General features: G+C 47.1%; 4 protein-coding genes. All 4 read left to right on the plus strand.

The window, feature by feature from the left end:
• A partial coding sequence (locus tag QVP40_RS08870; RefSeq protein ID WP_288200426.1) for an ATP-dependent Clp protease proteolytic subunit occupies positions 1–235 on the plus strand: 235 nt, incomplete at its 5' end.
• A gap of 89 nt (positions 236–324) precedes the next feature.
• Positions 325–1,635, plus strand: coding sequence for an ATP-dependent Clp protease ATP-binding subunit ClpX (clpX, locus tag QVP40_RS08875; protein WP_022068102.1), 1,311 nt, complete (start codon positions 325–327; stop codon positions 1,633–1,635).
• An 18-nt stretch (positions 1,636–1,653) separates the two neighbouring features.
• Complete coding sequence (gene lon / locus QVP40_RS08880) at positions 1,654–3,969, plus strand: endopeptidase La (protein WP_022068103.1); 2,316 nt, start codon at positions 1,654–1,656, stop codon at positions 3,967–3,969.
• A 45-nt stretch (positions 3,970–4,014) separates the two neighbouring features.
• On the plus strand, positions 4,015–4,397 hold a 383-nt coding region (gene yihA, locus QVP40_RS08885), incomplete at its 3' end, for a ribosome biogenesis GTP-binding protein YihA/YsxC (protein ID WP_288200427.1).

Consider the following 4,397-nt stretch of genomic DNA (forward strand, 5'->3'; position numbering starts at 1 on the left):
GCACTCTACCATTATGATTCACCAGCCGTCCGGCGGCGCTCAGGGTCAGGCTACAGAAATCCAGATTGTGGCAGATCACATCGCTCAGACAAAGCGCACCTTAAATGAAATGCTGGCTGAGAATACAGGACAGCCTCTTGAAGTGGTTGAAAAGGATACAGACCGCGACAATTATATGACTGCAGAAGAAGCAAAGGCATATGGTCTGATTGACGGCGTTGTTGAACATAAATAAAAAAGACTAAAGAGAAGACTCCTTTAACAGGGAGTCTTGTCTTGCTTTTATCTCAGCATATCAATATAGAAAGGAATAGAGAAATATCCATGGCAGATAAGATAAGAGAAGGAAAGGTCAGATGCTCTTTTTGTAATAAATCCGAGGATCAGGTACGGAAGCTGATCGCAGGCCCGGAGGGAGTGTTCATCTGTGATGAATGCATCGGGATCTGTGCGGAGATTATGGAAGAGGAGCTGGCCCAGTATGGTCCGGAGGATGATTTTGACACGGATATCAACCTTCTGAAACCAGAGGAAATCCACAAAATCCTGGATGATTATGTAATCGGACAGGAGGATGCAAAAAAAGCTCTGTCTGTGGCAGTTTATAATCATTATAAAAGAATTACCGCAGCAAGAAATCTGGATGTGGAGCTTCAGAAAAGCAATATTCTGATGCTTGGCCCAACAGGTTCCGGAAAAACTCTTCTGGCTCAGACTCTGGCCCGCCTTCTGAACGTTCCGTTTGCAATCGCTGATGCCACCACCCTGACAGAAGCCGGATATGTAGGAGAGGATGTGGAAAATATCCTTTTGAAGATCATCCAGGCAGCTGACTATGACATTGAGCGGGCACAGTACGGAATCATTTATATTGATGAGATTGACAAGATCACCAGAAAAGCTGAAAATGCATCCATTACCCGTGATGTATCCGGCGAGGGTGTACAGCAGGCTCTTCTTAAGATCCTTGAGGGAACTGTTGCCAGCGTTCCGCCTCAGGGAGGAAGAAAGCATCCGCATCAGGAGTTTATCCAGATAGATACAACAAACATCCTGTTTATCTGCGGCGGCGCCTTTGACGGAATCGAAAAGATCATTGAGGCCCGTCAGGATACCAAAGCGATTGGTTTTGGGGCAGAGGTTACGGCAAAAGAGGAAAGAAACGTAGGCGAAGTTCTGAAGCAGGTAATGCCGGAAGATTTCATAAAATTCGGACTGATACCGGAATTTATCGGACGAGTGCCTATTGTTGTCACTCTGGACGGACTGGATGAAAAAGCCCTGATCCGTATTCTTCGTGAGCCGAAAAATTCTCTTACCAAACAGTACCACAAGCTGTTTGAGCTGGATGGAGTAGAGCTTGATTTCCAAGATGAGGCTCTGGAGCTGGTGGCAAAAAAATCTCTGGAAAGAAAAACAGGCGCCAGAGGACTTCGCTCCATTATGGAAACATCCCTGATGGATCTGATGTATAAGGCGCCTTCAGACAATACGATCCGTAAGGCAATTATTACAAAAGAGGCTGTTGAAGGAACAGGAGAGCCGGAGATCATTTATGGAGAAGCCCCGGCAGCACAGCCTTCCGCGAGAAGAAATTCACGTTCCAGGAAAAAGGGCAAACCGGAAACAGCCTGAGGAAGGAAATGACAGCAAATGACGCAGCCAATTAACACTTTGCCGGCGATCGCCCTTCGGGGAACAACGATCCTGCCGGAAATGATCGTCCACTTTGACATAAGCAGAGAGCGTTCCATAAAAGCTGTAGAAGCGGCAATGCTTCGCAGACAGGAGATTTTTCTGGTGACGCAGAAAGATCCGGAAACAGAGAATCCCGGAATTTCAGATCTGTACAGAGTGGGCACCATTGCATATATCAAACAGGTAGTAAAGCTTCCCCATGATCTTCTGCGGGTTCTGGTAGAAGGCCGGGAGAGAGCCGAGCTTTTATCTCTTGTTCAGGAAGAAACGTTTCTGGAAGCGGAAATATCCGGTTCCACGCAGGAAGAGGCTCAGTATGCAGACACTGTGCGGGAGGCTATGTACAGAGGAATTCATGGTCTGTTTCATCAGTATTGTATGGAAAGCGGAAAGGTCAGCCGGGAGCTGGCGGCCCAGATTATGAATATCGAGAATCTTGAAGAACTGATGACACAGATTTCCGTAAATATTTCACTTACCTGGCAGAATAAGCAGAAGCTTCTGGAGGCAGCTACTCTGGAAGAGCGATATGAGGTCCTTGGAGGAATCCTTCAGAATGAAATTGAAGTTTTCAAGGTAGGACAGGATCTTCAGAAAAAACTGAAGCTCAGGGTTGATAAAAACCAGCGGGAATATATTCTGAGAGAACAGTTAAAGCTGATCCGTGAGGAACTTGGAGAAGAAAGCGTTTCCGATATGGCGGATGAGTATGGGAAAAAGCTGGAACAGCTGGATGCTCCTGCGGAAGTAAAGGAAAAGCTTACAAAGGAGATCAGCCGTTACCGCTCCATGAGCAGCAGTTCAGCAGAAAGTCCTGTGCTTGGAACTTATATTGAAACACTTCTGGCGCTTCCGTGGAACAGATGTTCTGAGGATTCCGACGATCTGGCAGAGGCCTGGAAAATTCTTGAAGAAGGACATTACGGACTGAAAGAGGTAAAGGAAAGGATCATGGAATTCCTTTCTGTGCGAAAGCTGACAAAGGGCGGAAAAAGCCCGATCCTCTGTCTTGTGGGACCTCCGGGAACCGGAAAGACTTCTATTGCCAGATCTGTGGCAGAGGCCCTTCACAAAAAATATGTCCGTATCTGTCTGGGCGGTGTCAGGGATGAAGCTGAGATCAGAGGACACAGAAGAACTTATGTAGGAGCCATGCCCGGAAGGATCACAGCGGCTCTGCAGCAGGCAGGTGTCAGCAATCCGCTGATGCTTTTGGATGAAATAGATAAAACAGGAAGCGATCACAGGGGAGATACGGCTTCTGCGCTTCTGGAGGTTCTTGACCCGGAGCAGAACAGCCGCTTTAATGATCATTATGTGGAAGTTCCCCAGGATCTTTCCGAGGTTCTTTTTATTGCCACAGCCAACGACATTCAGGAAATTCCCAGACCCCTTCTTGACCGTATGGAGGTTCTGGAGATTTCCGGTTATACAGAAAATGAAAAAGAACATATTGCAAAGGATCATCTGATCCCAAAACAGATGGAGGTCAACGGACTTCCAAAGGGAAGCCTGTCGATTCAGGCGCCTGCTCTTCGAAAGATCATTAATCTTTATACAAAAGAAGCCGGAGTCCGGTCACTGGAAAGAAAAATCGCGCAGATCTGCCGCAGGGCAGCCCGGGAGATCATGGAAAACGGACAGGATAAAGTAAAAGTTACTACAAAGAATCTGGACAAGTTCCTGGGAAAAAGCCGTTATTCCTATATGATGGCAAATAAAAAGGATGAGATTGGTATTGCAAGAGGACTTGCATGGACTCAGGTTGGCGGCGATACGCTGCAGATAGAGGTAAATGTGATGCCCGGAAAGGGTGAACTGGCGCTGACCGGACAGCTTGGAGACGTGATGAAGGAATCTGCACAGGCAGGAATTTCATTTATCCGCTCCGTAGCAGATCAGTATAAGATCAGGCCGGAGTTTTTCCAGGAAAACGATATCCATGTACATATTCCTGAGGGAGCAGTTCCAAAGGACGGCCCTTCAGCAGGAATTACCATGGCAACTGCCATGTTGTCCGCAATCATCAAAAAGCCGGTAAGAGCGGATGTGGCTATGACAGGAGAAATTACTCTGCGCGGCCGTGTTCTTCCTATTGGCGGGCTGAAAGAGAAGCTTCTGGCAGCCAGATATGCAAAAATAAAAGAAGTCCTTGTTCCGGCAGAAAACAGAGTGGATGTGGAAGAGCTGGATCAGGAGATTCTTGACGGTCTGAAGATTTCTTTTGTAGACACCATGACAGATGTGCTTCACAGAGCGCTGAGCAAATAACAGGATCCCGGATCCGTGAAAGGAGCCGGACAGGAGAGGAAACAAATGGTTATAAAACAGGCAGAATTAGATATTGTTTGCGGAATTACCAGCAAACTTCCTGATACGGGAATGCCGGAAGTGGCGTTTGCCGGAAAATCCAACGTAGGGAAATCCTCCCTGATCAATGGTCTGATGAACCGGAAGTCCCTGGCCCGTACCAGCGGACAGCCGGGAAAAACACAGACGATCAACTTTTATAAGATCAATGGCGAAAGGTACCTGGTAGACCTTCCCGGATATGGATATGCCCGGGTATCTCAGGCGGAAAAAGAAAAATGGGGAAAAATGATCGAGAAGTATCTTCATACTTCAAAAAATCTGAAAGCAGTATTTCTCCTGATCGATATCCGTCATGAGCCGTCTGCCAATGACTGTCAGATGTATGA

The sequence above is a fragment of the Blautia sp. CAG:257 genome, assembly GCF_000433815.1.
In the GTDB taxonomy this organism is placed as follows: domain Bacteria; phylum Bacillota; class Clostridia; order Lachnospirales; family Lachnospiraceae; genus Blautia_A; species Blautia_A caecimuris.